Below are 23,330 nucleotides of genomic sequence, written 5' to 3' on the forward strand. Positions count from 1 at the left end.
AATGCATCGTTTCAAGGAAAAAGTCGTGATCGTGACCGGCGCAGCCTCGGGAATGGGAGAAGCCACCGCCCGGCGGTTTTCGGAGGAAGGTGCCAATGTCGCTCTTGTCGATCGCAACGCCGAGGCCCTGAGCAAGGTCATTGCCGACCTGCCAGCCGAACGCAGCATGGCGCAGGTGGTGGACGTCTCGCAATCGGCCGCAGTCGACGCGATGGTTTTGGCCGTTGTGGACAGGTTCGGTCGGCTTGATGTGATCGTCAATAATGCGGGCGTCCACGAGGCTGGCGAACCCGGCGACATTTCCGACAAGCGTTGGCGCAATGTCATGGCCACCGACCTTGACGGCGTGTTTTTCGGATGCCGCGCCGCCATTCCGTATCTTGAGAAAACCAAGGGCGCGATCATCAATACCGCATCCGTTTCGGGGACAGGGGGCGACTGGGGAATGAGCCCCTATAACGCCGCTAAAGGTGGTGTCGTCAATCTTACACGGGCATTGGCACTCGATCTCGGCAAGAAAGGTATCCGCGTCAATTCGGTATGTCCGAGCCTGACGCGGACGGGCATGACCACGGACATGCTCAAGGACGATGCACTCGTCGCCAAATTCACGCAGCGCATTGCGCTCGGTCGTGTCTGCGAGGCGCATGAAGTCGCCGCCGTCATCGCCTTTCTGGCAAGCGACGATGCAAGCTTCGTGACCGGTGCCAATATCGCCATCGATGGCGGGGTTTCGGCTTCCAATGGCCAGCCGGCGCAAGATTAAAGCGGAGGCGACTGTCATGAATTTCAAGAAAATCGAGCTCCAGAACGGGCAGAAGACCTATATCGTCGTGCTCGACACCAATGAGGAGGCTTTCTCCACCCTCCGGGCATTCGCCGCGGACCAGCATTTGACCGCGGCCTCGATTACTGCGATCGGAGCCTTCAAAACGGCGACCGTCGGCTGGTTCGATTTCGCAAATCGCAACCACCGCAAGATCCCAATCGCAGAGCAATGCGAGGTACTGAGCTTGGTGGGCGATATCGCCACCGGTGATGACGGCAAGCCAAGTTTGCATCTTCATGCCGTTCTCGGCCTTGCGGACGGATCTACTCGTGGCGGCCATTTCCTCGACGGCATCGTTCACCCGACATTGGAAGCAACCGTCGTCGAAACGCCCGCAGATCTGCATCGCCGTCATCAAAAGGACCTCGGCATCGCCTTGATTGACCTTTGAAATCTGTTGCCTCGCCCCTCACCAGGAACAATGCCGAGCGGCAAAGGTTCGACCTCGCGAACCCGATACGAACATGAGTTCGACAAAAGGAGGACAGCATGGCGAGCGAGACGAATTTCGAAACATCACGCGGTGAAGGCGGCGAGACGCATCAGCAGATTACGGCAAAGGTGTCCCATGACGCGGCCGATCATCTGACAACCAATCAAGGCATACGGGTCTCAGACAACCAGAACAGCCTGAAGTCAGGCCAGCGAGGACCGACGCTGCTGGAAGACTTCGTTCTGCGTGAAAAGATCTTCCATTTCGACCACGAGCGGATCCCCGAAAGGATCGTTCATGCGAGGGGGTCGGCCGCCCATGGCTTCTTCGAGCTTTATGAACCGCTTTCCGATATCACCCGCGCCGATCTGTTCCAGCGCAAGGGCGAGAAGACGCCCGTTTTTGTGCGATTTTCCACGGTTGCCGGCGGCGCAGGATCTGTCGACACGCCGCGGGACGTGCGTGGCTTCGCCGTGAAATTCTATACCAAACAGGGTAATTGGGATCTCGTCGGCAATAATATCCCGGTGTTCTTCATCCAGGATGCGATGAAATTTCCGGACCTCGTGCATGCGGTCAAAATGGAGGCCGACAGGGCCTATCCGCAGGCCGCCTCCGCCCACGACACCTTCTGGGACTTTGTGTCCCTGATGCCGGAATCGACGCATATGCTGATGTGGGCGATGTCCGACCGCGCTATTCCCCGTTCCTTCCGCATGATGCAGGGCTTCGGAATTCACACTTTTCGCTTTGTCAACGAAGCCGGCAAATCCACCTTCGTTAAGTTTCATTGGAAGCCGAAGCTGGGTATCCAATCCCTGGTCTGGGACGAAGCTCTCAAGCTGCAGGCAGCCGATAACGACTATCATCGTCGCGATCTTTTCGAGGCCATCGCGGCAGGGCAATTTCCGGAATGGGAACTGGGGTTACAGCTCTTCGACGATGCCTTTGCCGAAAGCCTTCCCTATGACGTCCTCGATTCCACGAAAATCATCCCCGAAGAGATACTGCCGCTCAAGATCGTCGGGCGGTTGGTGCTCGACCGCAATCCGGACAATTTCTTCGCTGAAACGGAACAGGTGGCGTTCTGCCCTGCCAATATCGTTCCTGGTGTCGATTTCACCAACGATCCATTGCTGCAGGGACGCCTGTTCAGCTATCTCGATACGCAGAAATCCCGTCTGGGCACCGCGAACTTCCACCAACTGCCGATCAATGCACCGAAATGTCCGGTCATGAATTTTCAACGCGACGGACAGATGCAGATGGCGGTGCCGAAGGGTCGAGCCAATTATGAGCCCAACAGTCTTGGCGACGATGGCGAAGCCGGCGGTCCGCGTGAATGTCCCGTCAGCGGCTTTCAAACCTACGAGCATCAGATTGGCGAGGCGGAGCACGGTGACAAACGTCGCATTCGCGGCGAGCTTTTTGCCGATCATTACAGCCAGGCCCGCCTGTTCTGGAAATCGCAGACACCCTCGGAGCAGGCCCATATCGCTTCGGCGTTCGTCTTCGAATTGTCGAAGGTACAAATGGAGCATGTGCCACCCCGTATGGTCGGTAATCTTATGAATGTCGACACCGCGCTCGCCAATCGTGTTGCCGCCGGCCTCGGTCTGGTTGCGCCCCAAAAGAACGCGCCGGCGCGCGAACCGATCGACCTCGACGCATCCCCTGCCCTGTCCATTCATAGGAATATGAAAGAGAGCCTCGAGGGGCGAAAAATAGGCATATTGATTGCCGCCGGGAGCGACGCAAAAGCGGTCTCCGATCTCGTTGATCTGTTGAACGAGGCCAAAGCAACACCCTTCCTTGTAGCGCCGAGGATCGGCGACACAAAGCTTTCCGACGGCAATACGATCAGAGCCGACGGCCAACTTCTCGGGTCGCCGTCGCAGATCTTCGACGCGGTTGCCGTTGTCCTTTCCAAGGAGGGTGCCGCTACGCTCGCCAAAGAAGCTGCGGCCGTGCAATGGGTGATGGACGCGTTCGGGCATTTGAAGGCGATCGGCCACGACGCTCCTGCCAAAGCGCTTCTCGACAAGGCGGGAATTCGGCCCGATGCCGGCGTCGTCGACCTCGTTTCATTTCCGGGCGCTGCAGCCAAACGCTATTGGGACCGTGAACCCGCAATACGCATGCTCGCTTGAACGGTAAGGCTTTCATGTTGCCGGAAAGCCTCCGTCTGGCGACAGGCGGCACCCGCCGAGCTCCTTGTTCGGCGGGTGTTGTTTTGGCTATTTTCGGCCAGGGAGAATGGCACTGAGCGCCTGCTTCAACGTACCCTTGACGACACCGCTTTCCTCCGGATCCCCCTTTAATAAAGCGGCGGTAAGATTGCTCATCTGCTCGAAAGTCAGATGCGGCGGCATGGGAGGCACCTCCGGATCGGTCTTGACCTCGAGGACGACGGGACGTTTGGCGGCGAGCGCCTCATCCCACGCGGCTCCCAGATTTTCCGGTTTGTCGACAAAGACACCCTGCAGACCGATGAGCTCGGCAAAGCGATGATAGGGGACATTCGGAATACGCTGGGACGCATCGAACTTCGGATCCCCTTCCATGACGCGCTGTTCCCAAGTCACCTGGTTGAGATCCTCATTGTTGAAAACGCAGACCACCAGCCGGGGATCGGGCCAGTTTCGCCAATATTTGGCAGCGGTAATCAGTTCGGCCATGTTGTTCATCTGCATGGCGCCGTCGCCCACGAGTGCAATGACAGGCCGGTCCGGATGAGCGATCTTGGCCGCAATCGCATAGGGAACGGCCGCCCCCATGGACGCGAGGCCACCGGACAAGGAAGCCATCATGCCGCGCCGCATGCGGAGATCCCGAGCATACCAGTTGGCGCAGGAACCGGAATCGCTAGTGACGATGGCCCGGTCGGGAAGGCGGGGCGAAAGTTCCCAGATAACGCGCTGCGGATTAACGGGATTGGCCTCCACATGTGCCCGTATCTCGAGCGTTCTCCACCACTTGCCGACGGCGGCTTCGATCTTCTTGCGCCAGGAAAGATCTTGCTTTTGCTTCAGGAGCGGCAACAGCGCCTCCAGGGTTTCACGCGCATCGCCGACCAGATTGACCTCCATGGGATAGCGCAGGGAAAGCATATCCGGTCGTATATCGATCTGAACGCCGCGCGCATCGCCCTCCTCGGGAAGAAATTCCGAATAGGGAAAGCCGGAGCCGATCACCAATAGCGTATCGCAATCGCGCATCAGATCCCATGATGGCTCGGTTCCGAGAAGGCCGATCGAGCCCGTAACCCAGCCAAGATCATCGGGCAGCGCCGCCTTGCCGAGCAACGCCTTGGCGGCACCGGCGCCGAGGCGATCGGCAACCGCGATCACCTCCTGTGTCGCGCCGAGCGCACCAGCGCCGACTAGAACCGCAACCCGCTCACCGGCATTCAGCACCTCGGCGGCACGCCTCAGATCGATTTCATGCGGCACAGTTCTCGGCGCCGTATAGCCAACGCCCGACATCACGGAACCATGCTTGCGCGGCGGTGTTTCATAAGGCATTTCCTGCAAATCGTTCGGCAGGATGACGGCGGTTACGGTCTTGTTGGCAAGAGCGATCCGCACGGCGCGATCGATCAGGTGCCGGATCTGCGCAGGCGTGGCTGCCTGATGCACAAAATCGCCGGCGACATCCTTGAAGAGCGAGGCGAGATCGACCTCCTGTTGATAGTGCCCGCCAATGGCACGCCGGGCCTGTTGGCCAACCAGTGCCAAGACCGGCTGATGATCAAGCCGCGCGTCGTAAAGGCCTGTGACGAGGTGCGTGGCGCCCGGACCTGACGTCGCGATACAGACCCCCAATTCACCGGAAAATTTCGCATAAGCCGATGCCATAAAAGCCGCCATCTCCTCGTGACGGGCCTGGGTGAATTCGATTTTTCCGTCCGCACGGTTCAAGGCACCGAAAAGACCGTTAATGCCGTCTCCCGGATAGCCGAACAAACGCCGTACGCCCCAATCGTGGAGGCGCTGCACGATGAAATCGCCAACCGTCTTTGCCATGATCTATCTCCGCTTGTTACGCGCCGCCATTCCCCGACGCAGATGGCGTCCAACAAGCGGAGCTCGCTTATGTTCCCATAAACAACGGGCGGTAAGCGCTTCGCTAGGAGAAAGCACGCGTCCAGTAATCGATGCCAAGGAAGAGCAGCAAAACGAGAAGCCACGCAGAGGCAGCAAGGGCCGCGATGCGGTTTAACGCATCTTCTTCGTCCAGATGCATGTAGCGCCAATAGATTATCGCCGATTTCAACAATGCAATCGAGAAGCTCGCAGCAAGGCCAGCTACGCCGCTCAACAGCAGGCTGGCGCAGATGGTGATACCGAGCAGACCCAGCAGTATGATCCAGAGTGATACCAGCGGATTTATCTGCCGCAACATCGGGTATTTACCTCGCCAAATAAAATACCGGATAGAGAAAGACCCAGACCACATCGACGAGATGCCAATATAGCCCGGCGACGACAAGGACTATAGAGCGTTGCGGGAGTGCAATGGCGCCTCGCGCCGTTTGAAATGACAACAGCAACAAAAGCAGAATGCCGACGGCCAAGTGTGCGGCATGCAAAGCAGTCGCCGACAGATAAAGATTCATGAAAAGATGCTGGATACTTGTGTCATAGCGCGCTTCTATTCCAGGCACCGGTAGCAGTCCTTCGGCGAATTCCAGCCGGTACTCATAGGCTTTAAGCGCCAGGAACGCCAAACCCAGCATCGAGGCGCCGGCAAACCGGCGAGCAGAAGATCCAGCCTGGCCTGTTTGTGCGCTCTCGACGCCCAGCGCGACGAGCAGGCTTGAGGTCAGCAAGATCGCGGTATTCATCCCGCCAATGCCAAAATGCAAGGCGTGCGAGGCGTGCACGATCTCCGCCGAATGGGCCATTCGCATGGCCGCAGCGACACAGAACAGGGCTCCAAACAGCATGATTTCGCTGCCGAGAAAGACATACATGCCCATCATGGCCGCTCGATGCTGCTGCCGGGGATCGGTGAAAGGTTCGGCAACGGGTTCGGTGTCAGGCATGATCCTCCCTCATCTCGATCTCGTAGTCGTAGGGCGGCCTGTCGATGACGGGTACATGATCGAAATTGTGCTTTGGCGGCGGCGACGGTATCGTCCATTCCAGACCCGTCGCCTCCCAGGGATTGTCGCCGGCCGGCCGACCATAGCGCAAAGAATAAATGAAATAGATCAATGGCATGAAATAAGCGACACCAAGTACTGCCGCACCGCCGGTCGAAACGACATTCAGCACCTGAAACTCCGGCGGATAAACATGATAGCGTCTCGGCATGCCGAGATAGCCAAGCAGGAATTGCGGGAAGAATGTGAGGTTGAAGCCAATAAAAAAGAAGATGGCGGTCACACGACCCCATGCGAGCGGATACATGCGGCCGGTAATTTTCGGCCACCAATAATGCAGCGCGCCAAAGAATGCCGAAATGGTTCCACCAACCATGATGTAGTGAAAATGGGCGATTACGAAATAGGTGTCGTGCACGTGGACATCGATCGCCAGCATAGCGAGCATCAGGCCAGTCAGTCCGCCGAAGACGAAAAGCCCGATGAATGTCATGGCAAAGAGGAACGGTGCATGGAGTGAGATCTGGCCTTTGAAGAGCGTCGCGGTCCAATTGTAGACTTTCACGCCTGAAGGGATTGCCACTGCTATGCTGAGGAACGAAAATGCCGCGCTCGCATAGAGCGATTGCCCCGAGACGAACATGTGGTGGCCCCAGACGAAGAAGCCGAGCGCTGCAATCGCAATCGACGAGCCGGCGACGAACTGATAGCCGAAGATTGGTTTGTGAGCACCGGCCGCTACAAGTTCGCTGACGACACCCAGAGCGGGCAAAATCATAATATAAACGGCCGGATGGCTGTAAAACCAGAACAGATGCTGAAACAGCAATGGATCGCCCCCGATCGCGGGATTGAAAATGCCGAGCCCAAACAATCTTTCGAGCGAGATGAGAACGAGCGTAATCGACAGTACCGGCGTGGCCAGGACGAGGATTAGCGATGTCGCATAGATCGACCAAACGAACAGTGGCAGTCTTCCCCACCGCATGCCGGGACAGCGCAATGTATGCACCGTGACGATGAAATTCAGCCCGGTCAGGATCGAGGAAAAGCCGACGACAAACACGGCGCTTGCCGCAAGAATGACGTTGCCATTGGCATACATTGTCGAGAGTGGCGTGTAGAAGGTCCATCCTGTATCCACGCCGCCTGCGATCAGCACAAAGACAGTGAACAGGCCTGCAATCATGTAAATGTACCAGCTCAAGAGATTGAGCCGGGGAAAGGCCAGATCCTTGGCGCCTATCATCAAGGGCACCAGAAAATTCCCGAACGTATTGGGAATCGATGGGATGAGAAAGAACCAGACCATGATGACGCCATGGACGGTGAAAGCGCGATTGTAACCTTCATTGGTCAGGAGATCGCCGGCCGGGGTCACGAGATCCAGTCTGATCATCGCCGCCGCGACCGCGCCAATGAAAAAGAAGAGCGTGATAGAGAACACGTAAAGGATGGCTATGCGCTTGTGATCCGTCGTCCCCAACCAGGATTTGAGGCTATGGCCGGCGCGCAGATAGCTGGTGCGCTCTTGCGTGGTTTCGGAGACATGGTCAGTGACGGGTTTTTCCAGGCCCGGGTTCTCGGTCGAAGTCGTCATTGCGTCACCTGCGCTGGATGCAACGATTTGATGTAGGCGACAAGCTTCAGGACGTCCTCCTCGCTCAAGACATTCTGGAAGGTTGGCATGATCGGCTGATAGCCGGCGGCAACCTGCAACTGCGGCAGTAGAATGCTATCCCTAATATATTGGTCATCGGCGATCACCGTCTGCCCGCTCGCGAGCGACACCGGGTTGCCATAGATGCCGATCAGCGAGGGCGCGCGCACGATCGAGGCTGGGTCATGGCAGCCGCTGCAGCCGCGGCTGCGGAACAGTGCCGCTCCCTGCTTGGCTAGTGTAATGTCGTTCGAAGACCGCGAGAGCCAATCGCCGTAGTCCGTCGGGCTCATGACGATGAAGCTGCCGGTCATCTCGGAGTGGTTGCTGCCGCAGAACTGGGAACAGGCCAGGCGGTAGATGCCGGGCCTGTCGGCGATAAACCAGCTGGCCGTATATCTGCCCGGCACGACATCCTGCTTGATGCGCAGGGCCGGAATGAAAAGGTTATGGATAACGTCCTGGGACGCCATGGTCAGTTCTATCGGTTGACCGGTTGGGACATGCAATTCATTGATTTCGGCTTGGCCTTCGGGATGCTGAAATTTCCACATCCACTGTTTGGCAACGACGTCGATCTGCATCGCAGCCGACGGAGGATGATAGAGTCTGGCAAATAGATCGGTCGACCAGACGTAGAAACCCAACATGGCAAGGAAGGGAATGACCGACCAGGAGACTTCAAGCGCAACATTCCGATTCGGAGCGTGCCTGCGATCCGCCGCCTTGCCGCGCCGATATTTCACGATAAAGACAAGGAGAAGGATGAAAACAGGCGCGGAAAGTGCGACGATCAGCACGGTGAAAGCGATAACGAGCAAATCCACCTGATGGCTATACACGGAGGCACTGGGCGGCCAGAGAGGAATGAAGTTCACGGCAGCCTCCTCCCGGTCTGCTTCGTCCCGCGCTCCCGGATCATCACCCGGGCAAGTAGGCAGAGACCCACTACAGCACTCAGGCCGGCACTCCATTGTAGGCCGGTCAAAATAAGCGGCGAGTACCGTCCGGTATGCGGATCATAGTGATAGCAGAGCACGAGCAGCTGGTCGCCCCAGTTACCCACGTGCCCCTCGCCCGCCTCGGTCAGCGCCAGTTGCAGGTCACGGCTCGTCGGTGCCAGCCCATAAAGCCAGCGGCTCAGTCGTCCCTCCGGGGTCAGGACGGCGACGGCGGCGGCGTGGGCATATTGGCCGATTTCGGGTTCCCACGCATAACGATAGCCGAGTGCCGCCGTGATAGCATGAACGGCACTGGCATCGCCCGTCAGGGCATGCACCCCGTTTGCCGCCAAAGAGGGAAAGCGTCTCCGCAGCCGATCGAGTGAAGCACGTGCCTCTGTCGGTCCCTCGCGGGGATCGATGCCAAAGGCAACGAGCGTAAAATCACTGGGAGATCGAAACGGCTGGGCCTGGATCGCTTCCATAAGGCCCGACAGGGTCACACCGCAAATATTGGGACAATTGTGCAACACGGGCGCCAGCAGGATCGGTTTCCCTGCGCCAAGCTGGCGGAGGGTCACGCGCGCACCGTTTTCGTCCTGGAAAGCTTGGTCGAGCGGGATACGCGCATCGGGTCCTCGCTCGATGCCGGTCGCGGCGAATGGATCGAAACCTGTGGCATTCGAAGGAATGGCACAGCAGAGCAGTGCAAAGGCAAGCAAGAGGCCACCAACGTTCATCTCCCGACCCCTTGATCATCCGGATCCGGCCAACCGCGCGTGGCGAGAATAGCCATGGCGCGCGCAATTGGAATCTGTGCGGCGTTCGGACCGTCAGCTCGGCCGTATCCTTGCAGTCGCCCCTCTGCGCGCTGCTGAAGCATTGCGCGATCAGCCGAGGGAGATATTTCGAGGCGAGGACCGCCTCGCGCCTGTTGAGCTCCAAAGATCGTCGAGGCAGGAGAGCCGGCCGGCGTGACCCACCGGAGAACCTCGAAGACGACGGCGATGGAAAGTCCCATGACGACGAAGAGACCAAGGGTCACCAAAAGCACAAGGCGCGGGGAGACATCGCTTGTCTCGTAGCCTTGCAAAGCCCGTCGTGATCGGGCTCGCTTGCGAAAAAGCGCCGTCATGGCGAGGCCTCCGTCACTTGCCTTGCTGCCAGCCGCGCCGTGACTGCCTTCGAGCGCGACAGGATGGCGAAAGCAATCTGGATGAGCCCGATCAGCGACAAGAGATAGGCGACGATCGCATATTCGCGGTGATCCGCCAGCTGCGGCACCACCAACCAGGCGTATTCAAGCGATCGCCCGGCAAGGACGATCAATGCAACGAAGACCAGCCACCGCGGAGAGCGTCGTATTGGCGGAAAGAAAAGCAGGAGCAGCGCGGATAGATGCAGGAAAGCGATCAGATATTCCGCTACGGCCCATATGCCAGCGCCGCGACGCTCAAACCAGACAACGCCGGGCTTCAGATTGTCGGACCAGACAATAAAATACTGCATGAAGGCGAGGTACGCCCACAAGAGAATCGCGGTGAGCAGAAGAGCTCCAAGCGCGCTACGCACCACCACATCCTCCCCCACCAAGGTCACGATCACAAGCAATGCCAAAGCCGTTAGCATCTGACCAGCCAGCACATAGAGTGCGAAACCAGAGGAATGGAATTGCGGATCGAGAGACATAAGCCAGTCTGTTGAAAGGATCGACTGACAGACCACGAAACCGATGAGGCCGATGACGGCAACAGACGGCGATCGGCCGCGCAGGAACGCCTGAGCGAGCAAGCATGCGGCGGCAAGAATGAACAGGGTTCGAATGTCGAAGAAAAACGGCCTCAGATAGATTGCCTTGAAGCCCGAAGATGGCGGCCGGCGCGCCCACTCATAAACCGACGGCAGATGAAACATGATCGGCAACCATGCGACGAGCGTGAGCGGAAACAGCGATAATGCCGAACGGGTTGCTTGGCCGAGGTCTTGTCGCCACGAGCCGGGAATGATGCGCATCATCATCGCCAGGCAGAGAGCGCCAATCGGCACGGCGCTCGTGAAGACGAAGGCGGCCAACCAGCCCATCGACGCTGGTCCCGGCAGCACAAGCATCATGGCAAGTACAGCGAGGCAAAAGACGGCGCCGCTGATCGTTAGTAGACGGGTGGGCAAGGCTTCGATCCGGCTCATGATCGCGCCTTCTCGATCCTGGCCCGATCCTGCGGCGGAAGGGCCGCCGGATCAGCATTCTGACTGAACTGCAGTGCGCGAATGTAGGCGGCTACCGCCCACCGATCCTGCGGAGAAATCCTGTCGGCATAGGCATACATCACCCCATGCCCGTTGGAGATTACCTCGACAAAATAACGTGATGGCGCGCTTCGCAGGCGATCGATGTGAAAGCTCGGCGGATGCGGAAAGCCTCGCGCTGGCACCGTCCCATTGCCGTAGCCAGCGGCGTCATGACAGGGCGTGCAATAGATGCCGAACTCCACCTGCCCCCGCTGCAAGAGTTCGGGAGACATCGTCGGCCGATTGGCGAGGGCTTCGCCGTTCAGGACATCGTCGCGCGCCAACGTCCCCGCGGGGGGCGCCTGCAGCGCCTTGCCATCGGCAAAGAGCGGGCTTCTCTCGTAGGAATCGTAGCGTGGCTGATGGTTCATGTCGTCGCAGCTGGAAAGCAGTAGGGTCGTCAGCCCCATGATGAAAAACCTTCTCATTCCGGTTGCTCCGTGTGCTCCACGGCCTCCACGCGCACCGGCTTGAGACTCGTGAGAAAAGCGCGCGTACGCTTCGGATGATAGCGACCGTCATTGCTGAAAATGACGAGGAAGAACTTGTCGGAGCTTGCAAGATGAAACGACTCGATATCGAACAGCGGATGATGCAGCCGCGGCAAGCGGTTCAACAGCAGCATGCCAAAGATTGCAGCGAGTACCGCGAAGAGCACGGTCAGCTCGAATGTGATCAGAACGAAAGATTGCCAGGCGAAGAGCGGCCGTCCGCCGATTTCGATCGGATAGGCATAGTTTGTATAGAGCTGCAGCCCGTAACCGACCGCCGCGCCGGCCGCGCCTCCCGCCACAGTCAGCCAGGGGACAATATTTTCCTCAAACCCCAATGCCTCCGTCAGTTCATGGACAGGATAAGGTGAATAGGCCTCCATGGCGCGAAAACCCGCTTTGCGCGCGCGATTGGCCGCCTCCACCAACCGATCGGGCCTGTCGAATTCGGCAAGCAGGCCGAATGTCACGCTTCCCGGACGTGGCTCACGCATGGCGCAAGTCCCCCGTTTCGCGCAGCGCTTCTTCGACTTCGAAAGCGGAGATAACAGGCAAGAAGCGCACGAAGAGCAGAAATGGCGTCAGGAAGACGCCAAGCATGCCTGCGTAGAGGCCCCACTCCCACATGCTTGGATGATATTCGCCCCACGAAGAGACGAGATAGTCGCGATAAAGCGATGTCGTCAGCAGCATGTATCGCTCGAACCACATGCCGATCGTCGCCGATAGACCAATAAGGAAGAGGAGGATAGGTCGCCGCCGAACGCTTTTGAACCACAATAACTGCAGCGGCACGAAATTAAGAATGACGGCACCCCAATAGCTGAAGGCATAGGTTCCGGTCAGCCGATCCATCAAGGTTCCCATGTCCTGAAGATCGCCGCCATAGAAGCTATCGAATATCTCCGCCAGATAGCCGTAGGCGGTCATGAGCCCCGTCGCCAAAAGGAAGCAGCCAAGCAAATCGAGATGGCGATCCGTCACGAACATGCCGAGGCCCAGGGCATGGCGCAGCACGACCGCGATCATCGCCACCACGGCAAATCCGGAAAAGGCGGCACCCAGGACAAAATAGGGAGGGAAGACTGTCGAGCTCCATCCAGGAATTGGTCCCGCGGCAAATAGCAGCGAGATTTCCGAGTGGACGGACACCACGAGCGGCACGGCGATCGCCGCGGTGAGCCGATAGGCCTGATTCCATCTCGCCCAATGTCTCGCCGATCCGCGCCAGCCGAGCGCGGCAAGACCATAGGCGACCTGTTGCCAACGGCGTTTCGCTCGATCTCGGATCGCGGCAAGATCCGGAACGATGCCGATATACCAGAAAAGCACGGAAACCGTCAGATAGGTCAGCACGGCGAAGAAATCCCAGCTCAAGGGACTTTTGAACTGCGGGGAAATCGTCATGGTGTTCGGATAAGGCGCGATCCAGTAGAAGAACCACGGGCGGCCGAGATGGAGGATGGGGTAAAGCCCGGCACAGATGACCGCAAACAGCGTCATGGCTTCGGCGAAACGGTTCAGCGAGTTGCGCCAATGGGCATTCAACAGCAGCAAAAGCGCCGAAATCAGCGTGCCGGCGTGGCCGATGCCGAGAAACCAGATGTAATTGGCAATCGCGAGGCCCCAATTGACGGGAATATTATTGCCCCAGACGCCGACGCCGTAGATGAGAAGAACAGTTGCGGACACGACGAAGCAAACCAGAAGCAGCAACGAAAACGCAAAACACGCCCACCATGCCCCCGGCGCCGGATATCTCAATGGGATCGTTGTGATAGGCGATGTAAGCTCGGCCTGATCGTTTCCCGTCATCTCGTTCATGCGGGCGCCTCCGCTTTCAGGGTTTCATCCTCGATGCGAGCGAGATATGTCGTGCGCGGGCGTGTACCTGCCTCCTCGAGCAACGCATAGTCACGGGAGCTGGCCTTACGACGGCTGACGGCGGAATTTGTATCGGCGACATTGCCGAATACGATTGCCTGCGTCGGACAGGCTTGTTGGCAAGCGGTGACAATCTCGCCATCCCTGATCGGGCGACCATCCTTGTCGGCGACAATTCGCGCTTCGGCGATGCGCTGTACGCAATAAGTGCATTTTTCCATAACACCGCGGCTGCGCACCGTAACATCAGGATTGCGCATTGCTTTCAGTTGTTCAGGATCGTTGCCGGTAAAGTCGAACCAATTAAAGCGGCGGACCTTGTAGGGGCAGTAGGATGAGCAGGTGCGCGTGCCGATGCAGCGATTATAGACCTGCAGGTTCAAGCCATCGACACTGTGGACGGCAGCATTGACCGGACAGCCCATTTCGCACGGCGCCTGCTCGCAATGCATGCAGGGAACCGGCTCGAAATAGGATTTGGGCTCGGCAACGTCGCCTTCATAATAATGGTCGACCCGCAGCCAATGCATATGCCGCCCCTCCGCCACAAGGTCCTTACCAACGACGGGGATATTGTTTTCCGCCTGGCACGCCGTGACACAGGCGTTGCAGCCGATGCAAAGATCGAGATCGATGGACATACCCCAGGACGGGTCTGAGTTCGGTTTGTCGGGATAAAGGGAAGGCGATTTATCCTTATGGTCAGACCGCGACCGAGGATCGAGTTGGCTAATATTCACGGTTCGGACAAAATCGAAACCATCGATCGCCTGGTGCAACTGCGTCGTTGCGACCTGCAATGTCGTGCCGGTCGCCTCGATGCGAACATCGGCTCGATGCCATATGGCCGTCGATTCTCGGAGCTTGTAAGCATCATAGCCAAGCCCGGCAGCAATCGAATCCTTCAATTTGCGACCATAGCCGAGCGTGATCGTCACGGCATCCCCTGCTTGACCGGGCATGATCCAAACCGGACCGTCGATTGACCGAGTGCCAGCCGTCAGTCGGACTTCGTCACAGTTTTTCAAGCTCCGTTTGGCCGCAAGCTGCGGACTGATGAGAATAACATTCCCCCAGGTGATCTTCGTGAGCGGTCTTGGCGTCTCCTGCGCCCAAGCGTTTTCGCAGAGAGAGCCATCCCAGACGCCCGCATCGGGGCGGATGCCGAGCACCAGGCCGGCATCGCCGGAATTTTGAACGGGTGTGACCGTTCGATCCACAATGGCCGGACTAGTTGGTTGCACGGTGCTGCCGGCGACGAAACCGCGATTGAGCGCATCACGCCAGCGCTCCTCGAAATTATCGCCCCAGTCTGCCTGCCAAGTCCGCTGCAAGACAGCCCTGTCGGTTGCAGAACGCCCCATGAGATTTTCGAGCACGACCTGGGGGGAACGAATGTCATAAAACGGCCGGACAAGAGGCTGCATGAGGCAGGTGGTGCCATCGCGCAATCGCACGTCGCCCCAACTTTCCAAATCGTGCTGCAGAGGCAGATGCCAGTGGCAGAAGGACGCGCTCTCATCGACGTAAAGACCGGCGTGAACGCGGAGCGTCACCTTTTGCAATGCGTCGCGAAATGCGAGGTCGGCGGGCGCCATGTAGGCAGGATCCGTCCCGATGATCACGAGCGTCGAAACCTTACCTGCCCTCATGTCTTCCGCAAGCACCTCGAGCGATCGTGCGCCGTCGGGAGGCTCGGCGATGACAGGATCGCCGAAGCGCAGAGTCGTCCCAAGACCTCCCAGTCTCTCGTTGATCAGCAGGCTAAGCGCCTGCGTAGCCTCGCCGTATTGCGGCCCGACCAACAGCAATGCGTTGGGCTTAGAAGCGACGAGCGACCTGACTGCGGTTGCTGCCCATCGGCGTTCCTTATCGGCAAGTTCGATGTCTTCCACTCCCTCGACGCCGAGCTGCTTTGCAATTGCTTGAAGCAACCGCTCCATCGACGCATATGAGGACGCCAGGCGCACATCCGCGACAGATCCCGTGACCGAGGGAGAAGGTTCTGCCGCAAGGAGCCGGCATGCCCCCTGTCCGCTCTGACGCAGGCGACGACGATTGGCGAAGGACAGGGCGTTTGCCGTCTGATGCGGGCCGGGGCCAAGAAAATCGTCATCGATGCTGACAATCGTCTCGGCAGCATCGAATGCGGGCCGAAACAGCAATGACCGACCGAAAACACGCCTCGTTGCGCTTAGCCGGGACGTGTCCGGCAAGGGGTCGCAGACGTGCCAGCGTGTCTTCGGCCATCGTTTCATCATGGCATCGATCTGCCGTAGCATAGTTGGCGAACTGAGAGGACAAGTCAGCAGGCGAAACCCCTCTCCCTGCAACCTGTCCAGCTCGCTTGCTTGTGCCGCCATCGCGACCTCGAACGCATCCCAATTCGTGGGCTGGCCGAGATGAAGCGGTACCTGCGAGCGCCCCGGATCGTAAAGTCCGAGCAACGCCGCCTGCGTGAAGGCATCGGTGGCGCCTGCCGACGCGGGATGATCCGGATTTCCCTCGAGCTTGACCGGTCGGCCTGCAAAGGTCTTTCCAAGAACCGGTTGCCCATAACCAGCAAACGTGACCGCCGTCGCATACCATTTGGCGACACCAACCGTGACGCCTTCAGGTGCCTCGACATAGGGAAGCGCTTCTTCATCCTCCTCACCCTTGCATGCGGAAAGGCCTGACAGGGCAAGCGACGCAGCCATGATCTTGAGAAGCGCGCGTCGGTTGAGCGTGATGCCCTTGACATGCAGCGCGGGAAACTCGCTGCTGGCAAAACGGCGGAACGCCTCGGAATCCGCGAGCTCTTCTAGGCTTCGCCAAAAATCCCGGCCCGTCCTATTCTTGAGGCGCTCATGGATTGCTTTGTCCGGGAATGACGGAGAGGTCATGGGGTCACCTGTGGCAGATATTGCATTGGATGAGTTTCGCCGGCTCGATGCCATAAGCCTTCACCATTTGCGCGCCGAAATCCTTATGCTGGTCGGGATTGGCATCCCAATCCGACCAATCCATGCGCGTCACCTGATCCGCAGGACGCAGGTTCGGCGCGGGATTTCGATGGCAATCCAGGCACCATTGCATCTGGAAGGGCCGTGCGCGCGACATGAGCGGCATCTGATCGACCCGACCGTGGCAAGTCACGCAAGCGACGCCACGGGCAATGTGGATCGAATGATTGAAATAGACGTAATCCGGCAAGCGCGAGACACGGTTCCACATCAGCGGCACGTTTGCCGCCAGGCTGTGGCGCACCGCCGCCAGCATGCCGGCGCCGGTCCATATCTGCGAATGGCAGCTCATGCAGATATGGGTCGCAGGTAGGCCGGCGCGCGCGCTCGTCTCGACCGACGTGTGGCAATAACGACAGTCCACACCGAGGCCGGCGACATGGTGCTCGTGGCTGAAGGGGACCGGCTGGTCCTTTACCCAGCCAACCAGCGTGCCGTAACTGGAACTCGCATAACCGCCGACAAACAATACGATCAGGAATATGAGGATGGCGGCGGCAAGCAGGGATGCGCGCAGCCTTGTATCAGCAGATGCTGTAAAAATCTGCGGCACCGAATTCCCCTGAATTCGCTCTAGCGATCATGCCAAACGAAAAATGGGATCGAAAGTTCCGATCCTCGCCTGAACGCGCCCGTGCGACCGCCAACGGCCTGCCTTGCCAAGCCAAAAGGAACAATGCGGCGTGCGAACGGTTTCATTGCCAAAAGAGAGGCGTCAGCTGACGCGTCGAACGTTCAAAAAGGAGACCTCTGTGAAACATCAGCAACCACGCGACGGCGCGCCGGGGACCACGGACCAATCACCGCGATGGGAAGGACCGGCGGGATCAAGACCAGCCGGATATCTTCCAGCCAAGGATGGAGGGGAGGAAGCACGCGATGCGCACGGCGAGAATAGCGACCATCCTCGCAAGCGCCGGGTATCCGACGCATTGAAACAGAAGGGCGACGATTGACGGCGGTGCACGGGTGAAAACGGAAGTCGGTATACCGGGCGTAATCCCCGATGAGCGCGGAGACGCATCGACGGCGGAAGACAGTTTCACGCGCGATTCGGGTGACCCTGGCCGCGGCAAACAAATTGGCACGCGGACTGGTGATTGGCCAGCTTCGGGACATGAAGAGATCGTCTATCTTGCTGGACTTGAAACGGGCATAACCCGCAGAAGGAGCGGCACAGGCTTTTCCTATTATGATCGAGAGGGGCAGAGGATAACCGCTTCGGGAGAGCTCGATCGGCTGTCCGCTTTAGCAATTCCCCCCGCCTACACGGATGTGGTCATATCGCCGGATCCGAACAGCCATCTGCAGGCGGTCGGCCGTGACGCAAGGGGGCGCAAGCAATACCGGTATCATCCCAGCTGGATCGCCATGCGGGAAAACGAGAAATTCGGCCAATTGGCCGAGTTTGGACGGTCGCTTCCGGCCATCCGCAAGCGCGTCGATATCGATCTCAGGCGACGCAAACCGGGCCTTGCGAAGGGGCTTGCAACCGTCGTTTCGCTGATGGACAATCTTTTTGTCCGTATCGGCAACGAGGCCTATGCCGTGGAAAACGGCTCCTATGGCCTGACGACGCTGCGCGGTCGCCACATCAAAGCGATTGGATCGCGCCTGCAGTTCCGCTTCAAAGGCAAGTCCGGCAAGGAATGGCGTCTTAACGTCACGGACAGGCGGATCGTCCGCGCTATTCGCATGCTTCAGGAACTGCCAGGCCAGCACTTGTTTCAATATGCAGACGAAAACGGACTGATCCATCCGATCCGCTCGCAAGACGTGAATGCCTATATCCGCGAAGCGACAAGCTGCAACTTCAGCTCGCGTCAGTTTCGCATATGGGGTGCCACGCGCATGGCGGCAACAGCGCTTTCGCTACTCGAGCCGGCGGATACCGTAAGGGGACGAGCAAGACAGATCAATGACGTCATCGATGGCGTCGCGGCGAAATTGGTGAACACCCGTGCCGTTTGTCGCAGCTCCTATATTCATCCCCGCGTTTTCGAGGATTTCGACAATGGCCGTCTTAGCGAAATCGCCAAAATGCGCGTGCGAAAAGGATCGGCCATTCTCAAATGGATGGATGAAGACGAATTGGCGGTGCTGCGTTGGCTGGAAGCATTGGGTTGAGCGGCGCCGGCAATTTGATCTCTTACGCGGCCATATGTTGGCAGCTCTCGGCACATTGACGACAGCTATCGGCGCAACCCGCCATGCCACCGATATGTTCGCAGTCAGCGGCGCACTCAAGGCAGATCGCTGCGCATTCCCGGCCTCGCTGTGAATGATGGCTTGAGCTGACCAGCATGGAATATGCGGCAGCCTGGCGGATCTCCACCCATGACATCATCAAGCGGAAATGGGCGGAGCCAGTCTGCTTGCCGCCTGCGTGCAGGCAATGAAGCATGGCTGTCGAAAGGCAGCGGCTATAACAGCGCAGACAAGCCTCGACACATTGCTGTTCCCGCCGATCCAATTGCATGGTCATCTCCAGGAATTTCTTCGCCGCTCTGCGATGCCGCCAAACCGGCGACTGAGCTGATTGTTCCCAACCGGCCGGAGCAGGCCCGATGAGCCTTAGAATGTGGGCGTGAGCAGGGAACATGTGGGTCTTTCAGACAGTTACATCCGCAAATATGCGTTCCGACCCACGAAGGGAGATGGCTCATGCCGATGGTCGCCGGACTTTTCGACGAATACTACGAGGCAAAGCTTGCGGTCGAGCTACTGGAAGATGCCGGAATTGCACCGCAGGGCATCTCGATCATTTCTCGCACCCTTTATGGTCGTAGGATCGATGAAGGAGACAATCAAACGGCGGCGAATGCGACCGGATGCTCCGGCGCTGGAGCCGTGGCGGGTGGTCTTTTGGCCAGCCTCGACGTCATGTCAATTCCCGGCATCGGTCCCGTCGTGGCCGCAGGCTGGCTTATCACGATGCTGAAAGGCCCGGCCGGCGGTGCGACGGGAGGCATCATAGGAGCATTGACCAGTTCAGGCATTCCAAAAGACGATGCCAATGTTTACGCGGAAAGCCTACGCCGAGGTGGGGCGCTGGTTATCGCCCAGGTCAAACAGACGCAGGTTTCGCTTGCAAATGAAATTCTCGATCGCGTGCCGCGGATCGATATTGCGGCGCGCCAGGCATTCTACGTACAAACCGGCTGGGAGGAATTTGAAGAGAATCGCGGCCCATACGATCCGCCGGATCGTGATCCCATACATTATGCTCCTCTGCCGCGTGTGTGAGAGCAGGCGTGACCAGCAGGACATCAGGTTCGTATGTCAGCTGCCTTCGCCAGGAGCAAGAGCTGCTTTTCGTCACGGATGCCCTTTTGATACAGCTCGATGATCAGTGCTGCAGCTGCTTCCGCTTCTTCGCTGTCGCGCCTAGCATCCCGCTCGATCAGGAAGGCGTCGAAGGCACGTTGGCAAAGGTTGAGTTCGGCCGGAGCGAGGGGATAGGCCCGATTTTGCAGAGATTTCCGGATCATTACAGTCTCTTTCTATCAAGAGCGATGCGCCGCGGCAGGAGCTCCCTTGAGAACCGCCGGCATCGAGGTCTGCCGTTCTGGACGTTCGAACTCGTCATCTTTCGCTCGCCTTGTCGAGCCGCCAAACTTGCACCCGGGAGGCCGCCTGGCGCGTACGGAATGCGCTAGGATAGGCGCAAGAAAGCCCAACGCTTCTTCCCGCGAGGTTTCGTTTATCGATCACAATCCTATGGACGATATGTCGCCATGGCCCACCCCCTCGTGGCGAGCCGGGCCTTGCTTACCCCAAATGTACGCTTTCCAGGCTGAGAAACCGGTGCGCGCTTTTCCTGGAAATACTCCAACTAAATCGAACTGCGGTATCAAGCGGATGTTCCGGGGGATCGCTCATTTTTTTGTGGGAACGAGATTATCTCAGCGAATGTGATGAGGGATCGGGATCATATTGGGCCTCCGGCCGCGCAGCCAACGTTGGGCTGGCAAACGCAAACCTGCACGCTCACCTGGGCGGGCACTCCAACTGGAGCCAAAAATATCCGTAGGGCGGAAATGTCAGCGTACAGGGACGCTCGCCAATGACTGGAAATGCTGCGCCGCCAAACAATTCCCTCAGGCGTTGATCTGCATATTGGCGCAGATCGAGATCGGCCGCTTGCGGCACCTTCGACAGATTCGCAACGCAAAGCACGTGATCGCCGCCGCATTCCCTGACATAGGCAATGACGGCGACATTATCCGTGCCGACGAAATGAATATAGCCCCGCGCGAAAGCTTCATGCTCGGAGCGAATTGCCAAGGCGCGGCGAATCCAGTTTAGCAGGGAATGTGGGTCATTCTCCTGCGTCGCCACATTGACCGCGCGAAATCCGAACCGGGCATCGTCGATGGGCGGAAGCGCAAGCGCCTCGGGATCGCCATTTGAAAACCCACCGTTTCTACCGTCGGACCATTGCATCGGTGTGCGAACACCGCTTCTATCGCCCAATTCGACATTATCGCCCATGCCGATTTCATCGCCGTAGTAGAGCACCGGGCTGCCCGGCAGCGAGAGCAACAGCGCGTGCAGGAGTTCGACGCGACGCCTGTCTTGATCCATCAACGGCGACAGACGACGTCGGATGCCGAGGTTGAGGCGCGTGCGCTCGTCCGACGCATAAGTGTCCCACATGAAATTGCGCTCGGCCTCGGTGACCATTTCCAGCGTCAGCTCGTCATGGTTTCTGAGGAAAATAGCCCACTGGCAATCTTCGGGAATGTCGTGAGTCTGCTCGATCATCGTCACGATCGGCTGGCGGTCTCCGGTTGCGACCGCCATGAATATTCGCGGCATCAGCGGAAAATGGAAAGCCATGTGGCATTCATCGCCCTTTCCGAAATAATCTCGTGCCTCATCCGGCCACTGGTTGGCTTCGGCCAGAAGAATGACGCCCGGATAGCTGGCATCCAGAGTCTTCCTAATGCGCTTGAGCAGCTGATGGGTTTCCGGAAGATTCTCGTTATTGGTGTCGTCCCGCTCGACCAGGTAGGGAACGGCATCGAGGCGAAAACCATCCACTCCGAAATCTAGCCAGAAGCGCATGATGCCCAAAACCGCTTCGACGACCGCGGGATTGTGATAGTTGAGATCCGGCTGATGCGAATAGAATCTATGCCAGAAATAGGCTCCCGCAACCGGATCCCAGCTCCAATTGGATCTTTCGCTGTCGATGAAAATAATGCGCGTCTCGGCAAACTTGTCGTCCGTGTCCGACCAAACGTAGAAATCCCGCTCAGGGGAACCAGCGGGTGCATGTCTCGCACGTTGAAACCAGGGATGTTGATCGGATGTATGATTGATGACGAGCTCGATGATGACGCGCATCCTGCGCGCGTGAGCGGCGTCTATGAAGACTCTAAAATCGTCAAGGTTTCCGAACTCCGGGCTGATGCTTTCGTAATTCAGGACGTCGTAGCCATCATCGCGCTTGGGGGACGGATAAAAGGGTAGCAGCCAGATCGTGTTGACACCAAGTGATGTCAGATAGTCCAGTTTCTGGGTGAGCCCCTCGAAATCCCCAAATCCGTCACCGTTTGCGTCGAAGAAGGATTTGACGTGCAGCTGATAGATTACGGCATCCTTGTGCCAGGATGGATACCGGAGCTCCCGTTCAGTCCTCTTCAATCGGCTGCTCCTCGGGCAACGCTATTCGCCAATTTAACACCCCTCGGAATTAATATCGCCTGGCGTGTCTTCAAGGCCGGGATTGCGAATGTCTGCCTCGAAGGTGACGTTCGGCTGGTCAACATCCCGGGAACACAGGAGGATCCCTCGGTGTTTGGCTGAATGCCATGGGGCCTTCCCGAGGCGGCTGTTCCCGTGGGCATCATTTCAAGGAGGAACGGAACGATGTCAAAAAAGAAATCGAAAAAATGGTCAAAGCGGGTCACCGACAACAGCGACGCCCTGGATCTTGACCAAGGCGTGTTCAAACAGCGCAGCGCCAAGAAGATCGCCGACTCACTCAAGCAATCCGCCGAGCAAAGCCATCGTCGCATGGCCAGCCCATTTCAATCGGCGATGTCCATGCTGAACTTTTATATCAATCGCGCAGGCGACCAGCTTTCGAAGTCGAGGCGGACAACGCTGGAAAAGGCGAAGACCGAATTGCGCAAGGATTTTGGCCGCGAACCCTAGTCAATCTGCGATTGGCATATGAGCATCGAACTGCCGAAATGCCGGACCAGGGGCTGCTAACCGAGATTAGATTTTCCCCATCATTCCGAGCAATATCTGCAAACCACGCTGATATTTCTCGCCGCTCTTGCCGATTTGTTCGCTTTGCCACAGATTATCCTCCAAATCGGCCTTCTTTACTGGCAGTGCCAGTGCATTCGTTGCCGCCCTGATGACGAATTCGTCATCCGACTCGGCCGCTCGCCGCGTCAACGCGTTGACGGCGGAGACGATCCTTGGCGGAAAACCCTCTTCTCTCAATCGATCGAGCGTCCATCCCCTTCCCTTCTCGACGACATCGTGAAGATAGGCGACCATGCGCGCGTCTTCCCCGGAAACGAGAAGTGCAATCCGCTGGCAATGCTCGAAAAAAGGGCGCCCCGTCTTATCGGTCTGCCCCTCATGCGCCTCGAGCGCAATCTGTATGGCTTGGTCAAGGTGCCTCATGACGTTCTACGCCTCCAGTCATTGCAAATGCCCGCCGGAC

The 23,330-nt window shown here is 58.2% G+C and carries 22 protein-coding genes and 1 pseudogene; 7 read left to right on the top strand and 16 right to left on the bottom strand.

Going from position 1 to position 23,330, the window contains the following annotated elements; translation table 11 throughout:
• The first annotated feature begins 1 nt into the window (after position 1).
• The 3 genes from HGP16_RS13920 (at position 2) to HGP16_RS13930 (ending at position 3,412) form a co-directional block, all read left to right on the top strand.
• On the top strand, positions 2-766 hold the full coding sequence (locus tag HGP16_RS13920; protein WP_168840606.1) for an SDR family NAD(P)-dependent oxidoreductase: 765 nt from the start codon (positions 2-4) through the stop codon (positions 764-766).
• Between the two features lie 16 nt (positions 767-782).
• Positions 783-1,220: a PPC domain-containing DNA-binding protein gene (locus tag HGP16_RS13925; protein ID WP_168840607.1), complete on the top strand. Its 438-nt coding sequence runs from the start codon at positions 783-785 to the stop codon at positions 1,218-1,220.
• Positions 1,221-1,318: 98 nt separating this feature from the next.
• The gene (locus tag HGP16_RS13930) at positions 1,319-3,412 is read left to right on the top strand and encodes a catalase (RefSeq protein ID WP_168840608.1); all 2,094 of its coding nucleotides are present in this window, start codon (positions 1,319-1,321) and stop codon (positions 3,410-3,412) included.
• Positions 3,413-3,499: 87 nt separating this feature from the next.
• Here the strand turns inward: HGP16_RS13930 and HGP16_RS13935 are convergent, their stop codons facing one another.
• The 13 genes from HGP16_RS13935 to HGP16_RS13995 all read right to left on the bottom strand — a co-directional run bounded on the left by HGP16_RS13935 (position 3,500) and on the right by HGP16_RS13995 (position 17,192).
• The gene (locus tag HGP16_RS13935) at positions 3,500-5,287 is read right to left on the bottom strand and encodes a thiamine pyrophosphate-requiring protein (protein ID WP_168840609.1); all 1,788 of its coding nucleotides are present in this window, start codon (positions 5,285-5,287) and stop codon (positions 3,500-3,502) included.
• Positions 5,288-5,390: 103 nt separating this feature from the next.
• On the bottom strand, positions 5,391-5,666 hold the full coding sequence (locus HGP16_RS13940; protein WP_168840610.1) for a cytochrome C oxidase subunit IV family protein: 276 nt from the start codon (positions 5,664-5,666) through the stop codon (positions 5,391-5,393).
• Positions 5,667-5,673: 7 nt separating this feature from the next.
• A complete protein-coding gene (locus HGP16_RS13945; RefSeq protein ID WP_168840611.1) occupies positions 5,674-6,309 on the bottom strand; it encodes a cytochrome c oxidase subunit 3 in 636 nt (211 codons plus the stop codon).
• On the bottom strand, positions 6,302-7,969 hold the full coding sequence (locus tag HGP16_RS13950) for a cbb3-type cytochrome c oxidase subunit I (RefSeq protein ID WP_168840612.1): 1,668 nt from the start codon (positions 7,967-7,969) through the stop codon (positions 6,302-6,304). The genes HGP16_RS13945 and HGP16_RS13950 overlap by 8 nt, the downstream gene beginning before the upstream one ends.
• Positions 7,966-8,907: a cytochrome c oxidase subunit II gene (gene coxB, locus HGP16_RS13955; protein ID WP_312867313.1), complete on the bottom strand. Its 942-nt coding sequence runs from the start codon at positions 8,905-8,907 to the stop codon at positions 7,966-7,968. The genes HGP16_RS13950 and coxB overlap by 4 nt, the downstream gene beginning before the upstream one ends.
• Complete coding sequence (locus HGP16_RS13960; protein ID WP_168840614.1) at positions 8,904-9,710, bottom strand: SCO family protein; 807 nt, start codon at positions 9,708-9,710, stop codon at positions 8,904-8,906. Before HGP16_RS13960 ends, coxB begins: the two co-directional genes overlap by 4 nt.
• Positions 9,707-10,105 carry a hypothetical protein gene (locus tag HGP16_RS13965; RefSeq protein ID WP_168840615.1) on the bottom strand — a complete coding sequence of 133 codons (399 nt, stop codon included), beginning with the start codon at positions 10,103-10,105 and terminating at the stop codon, positions 9,707-9,709. Before HGP16_RS13965 ends, HGP16_RS13960 begins: the two co-directional genes overlap by 4 nt.
• Entirely contained in the window at positions 10,102-11,157 is a 1,056-nt protein-coding gene (locus HGP16_RS13970; protein WP_168840616.1) for a hypothetical protein, read from the bottom strand. Before HGP16_RS13970 ends, HGP16_RS13965 begins: the two co-directional genes overlap by 4 nt.
• The gene (locus HGP16_RS13975; RefSeq protein WP_168840617.1) at positions 11,154-11,687 is read right to left on the bottom strand and encodes a cytochrome c; all 534 of its coding nucleotides are present in this window, start codon (positions 11,685-11,687) and stop codon (positions 11,154-11,156) included. Before HGP16_RS13975 ends, HGP16_RS13970 begins: the two co-directional genes overlap by 4 nt.
• Positions 11,684-12,244: a DUF3341 domain-containing protein gene (locus tag HGP16_RS13980; protein ID WP_168840618.1), complete on the bottom strand. Its 561-nt coding sequence runs from the start codon at positions 12,242-12,244 to the stop codon at positions 11,684-11,686. The genes HGP16_RS13975 and HGP16_RS13980 overlap by 4 nt, the downstream gene beginning before the upstream one ends.
• Entirely contained in the window at positions 12,237-13,574 is a 1,338-nt protein-coding gene (gene nrfD, locus HGP16_RS13985) for an NrfD/PsrC family molybdoenzyme membrane anchor subunit (RefSeq protein ID WP_168840619.1), read from the bottom strand. The genes HGP16_RS13980 and nrfD overlap by 8 nt, the downstream gene beginning before the upstream one ends.
• Positions 13,571-16,519 carry a TAT-variant-translocated molybdopterin oxidoreductase gene (locus HGP16_RS13990; RefSeq protein ID WP_168840620.1) on the bottom strand — a complete coding sequence of 983 codons (2,949 nt, stop codon included), beginning with the start codon at positions 16,517-16,519 and terminating at the stop codon, positions 13,571-13,573. Before HGP16_RS13990 ends, nrfD begins: the two co-directional genes overlap by 4 nt.
• 4 nt (positions 16,520-16,523) lie before the next feature.
• Complete coding sequence (locus HGP16_RS13995; protein WP_168840621.1) at positions 16,524-17,192, bottom strand: cytochrome c3 family protein; 669 nt, start codon at positions 17,190-17,192, stop codon at positions 16,524-16,526.
• A 199-nt stretch (positions 17,193-17,391) separates the two neighbouring features.
• On the opposite strand from HGP16_RS13995, the gene HGP16_RS33980 reads away from it, so the two are divergent.
• The 3 genes from HGP16_RS33980 (at position 17,392) to HGP16_RS14005 (ending at position 19,885) form a co-directional block, all read left to right on the top strand.
• Complete coding sequence (locus tag HGP16_RS33980; protein WP_312867314.1) at positions 17,392-17,595, top strand: hypothetical protein; 204 nt, start codon at positions 17,392-17,394, stop codon at positions 17,593-17,595.
• Positions 17,596-17,608: 13 nt separating this feature from the next.
• A complete protein-coding gene (locus HGP16_RS14000; RefSeq protein ID WP_312867315.1) occupies positions 17,609-18,766 on the top strand; it encodes a DNA topoisomerase IB in 1,158 nt (385 codons plus the stop codon).
• 537 nt (positions 18,767-19,303) lie between these two features.
• Positions 19,304-19,885, top strand: coding sequence for a hypothetical protein (locus HGP16_RS14005; RefSeq protein ID WP_168840622.1), 582 nt, complete (start codon positions 19,304-19,306; stop codon positions 19,883-19,885).
• A 23-nt stretch (positions 19,886-19,908) separates the two neighbouring features.
• On the opposite strand, the gene HGP16_RS14010 is transcribed toward HGP16_RS14005, so the two are convergent.
• Positions 19,909-20,130, bottom strand: a complete 222-nt coding sequence (locus tag HGP16_RS14010; protein ID WP_168840623.1) for a hypothetical protein — start codon at positions 20,128-20,130, stop codon at positions 19,909-19,911.
• A 514-nt stretch (positions 20,131-20,644) separates the two neighbouring features.
• Positions 20,645-22,291: pseudogene (gene treS, locus HGP16_RS14015) on the bottom strand (maltose alpha-D-glucosyltransferase); the annotation flags it as partial.
• 225 nt (positions 22,292-22,516) lie between these two features.
• Here treS and HGP16_RS14020 point away from each other — a divergent pair.
• Complete coding sequence (locus HGP16_RS14020; protein WP_168840625.1) at positions 22,517-22,804, top strand: DUF3175 domain-containing protein; 288 nt, start codon at positions 22,517-22,519, stop codon at positions 22,802-22,804.
• A gap of 66 nt (positions 22,805-22,870) precedes the next feature.
• Here HGP16_RS14020 and HGP16_RS14025 read toward each other — a convergent pair whose 3' ends face one another.
• Positions 22,871-23,290, bottom strand: a complete 420-nt coding sequence (locus HGP16_RS14025; protein ID WP_168840626.1) for an HD domain-containing protein — start codon at positions 23,288-23,290, stop codon at positions 22,871-22,873.
• Positions 23,291-23,330: the final 40 nt, after the last annotated feature.

This window comes from Rhizobium sp. P40RR-XXII (assembly GCF_012641405.1).
In the GTDB taxonomy this organism is placed as follows: Bacteria; Pseudomonadota; Alphaproteobacteria; order Rhizobiales; family Rhizobiaceae; genus Rhizobium.

Coding starts and splice junctions, on each gene's coding strand:
- HGP16_RS13935 (WP_168840609.1), bottom strand. CDS start 5,287: ATGGCAAAGACGGTTGGCGATTTCATCGTGCAGCGCCTCCACGATTGG.
- HGP16_RS13945 (WP_168840611.1), bottom strand. CDS start 6,309: ATGCCTGACACCGAACCCGTTGCCGAACCTTTCACCGATCCCCGGCAG.
- HGP16_RS13940 (WP_168840610.1), bottom strand. CDS start 5,666: ATGTTGCGGCAGATAAATCCGCTGGTATCACTCTGGATCATACTGCTG.
- HGP16_RS13990 (WP_168840620.1), bottom strand. CDS start 16,519: ATGACCTCTCCGTCATTCCCGGACAAAGCAATCCATGAGCGCCTCAAG.
- HGP16_RS13965 (WP_168840615.1), bottom strand. CDS start 10,105: ATGACGGCGCTTTTTCGCAAGCGAGCCCGATCACGACGGGCTTTGCAA.
- HGP16_RS14020 (WP_168840625.1), top strand. CDS start 22,517: ATGTCAAAAAAGAAATCGAAAAAATGGTCAAAGCGGGTCACCGACAAC.
- HGP16_RS13980 (WP_168840618.1), bottom strand. CDS start 12,244: ATGCGTGAGCCACGTCCGGGAAGCGTGACATTCGGCCTGCTTGCCGAA.
- HGP16_RS14025 (WP_168840626.1), bottom strand. CDS start 23,290: ATGAGGCACCTTGACCAAGCCATACAGATTGCGCTCGAGGCGCATGAG.
- nrfD (WP_168840619.1), bottom strand. CDS start 13,574: ATGAACGAGATGACGGGAAACGATCAGGCCGAGCTTACATCGCCTATC.
- HGP16_RS13920 (WP_168840606.1), top strand. CDS start 2: ATGCATCGTTTCAAGGAAAAAGTCGTGATCGTGACCGGCGCAGCCTCG.
- HGP16_RS13925 (WP_168840607.1), top strand. CDS start 783: ATGAATTTCAAGAAAATCGAGCTCCAGAACGGGCAGAAGACCTATATC.
- HGP16_RS14010 (WP_168840623.1), bottom strand. CDS start 20,130: ATGATCCGGAAATCTCTGCAAAATCGGGCCTATCCCCTCGCTCCGGCC.
- HGP16_RS13975 (WP_168840617.1), bottom strand. CDS start 11,687: ATGAGAAGGTTTTTCATCATGGGGCTGACGACCCTACTGCTTTCCAGC.
- HGP16_RS13950 (WP_168840612.1), bottom strand. CDS start 7,969: ATGACGACTTCGACCGAGAACCCGGGCCTGGAAAAACCCGTCACTGAC.
- HGP16_RS13930 (WP_168840608.1), top strand. CDS start 1,319: ATGGCGAGCGAGACGAATTTCGAAACATCACGCGGTGAAGGCGGCGAG.
- HGP16_RS13960 (WP_168840614.1), bottom strand. CDS start 9,710: ATGAACGTTGGTGGCCTCTTGCTTGCCTTTGCACTGCTCTGCTGTGCC.
- HGP16_RS14005 (WP_168840622.1), top strand. CDS start 19,304: ATGCCGATGGTCGCCGGACTTTTCGACGAATACTACGAGGCAAAGCTT.
- HGP16_RS13970 (WP_168840616.1), bottom strand. CDS start 11,157: ATGAGCCGGATCGAAGCCTTGCCCACCCGTCTACTAACGATCAGCGGC.